The following is an 826-nucleotide window of genomic DNA, read 5'->3' as shown; positions in this document are numbered from 1 at the left end:
CAGCAGCCAAAGCGCTGACCGAAGCCCAAGCCAAGCTCGATGCGGCGAAGACGGAGGCTGAAAAATTCGCGGCCCAACCTGCGCTTGATGCGGCCAAAATAGCAGCCGCCAAAGCCACAGCTGAAGCCGATGCGGCGGAACTTGCGGCTGCCAAGCAAATGGGTAATCTGGCCCCGTTGCTTTCAGCCGTGAATCACACTTTGATATTCACTGAAATGCTCGGTGCGGATAACGGATCTAACGCTCAGTTGGTCTTCAGCGGTTTGAGTGCCAGTGATTTAGACACCCAGTTGATGTCTGCGACGATGCGCATCACCAATGTCCAGGTTGGCGATGTGTTGCTGTTCACGGACACGGGAAAAATTACTGGCAGTTACAGCAATGGCGTTTTGACTTTGGCGACCAAATCAGGTGCCAACCCAAGTAGCAGTGAATTTTCAGCAGCGCTTGCTTCTGTTAAGTTCAACAACAGCTCCGACAATCCGGTCACCACAGATCGACAAATCAGCTTGGTGATCAGTGATGGCGCTAAGAACAGCCAGACCATTATCCAAACAGTGCAAGTTGTCTCGGTCAACGACGCACCCACGGTGAGCGCCGCCATTGCTTCAAATGCAAGCGAGGGAGATGTCAGCTACACCGTCAATCTGCTGCAAGGGGCCACGGATGCAGATACCGGCGAGACTGCCACACTCAGCACGCAAAGCCTTACCTATCAGGTAAATGGTGGCACTGCCAGCGCCACACTGCCTGCAGGCGTGAGCATCACCGGCAACACCCTGACGGTCGACCCCGCCAACGCGGTGTTTAACAGCTTGGCCTTTGG

At 54.8% G+C, this 826-nt stretch carries 1 protein-coding gene; it reads left to right on the top strand.

The window, feature by feature from the left end:
- Positions 1–826, top strand: an 826-nt coding sequence (locus B9Z45_RS17135) for a hypothetical protein (protein WP_199221943.1), incomplete at both ends; no start/stop codon positions are given.

The organism is Limnohabitans sp. 2KL-17, from assembly GCF_003063415.1.
Taxonomy (GTDB): Bacteria; Pseudomonadota; Gammaproteobacteria; order Burkholderiales; family Burkholderiaceae_C; genus Limnohabitans_A.
This window is presented reverse-complemented; position numbering and strand designations above follow the sequence as displayed.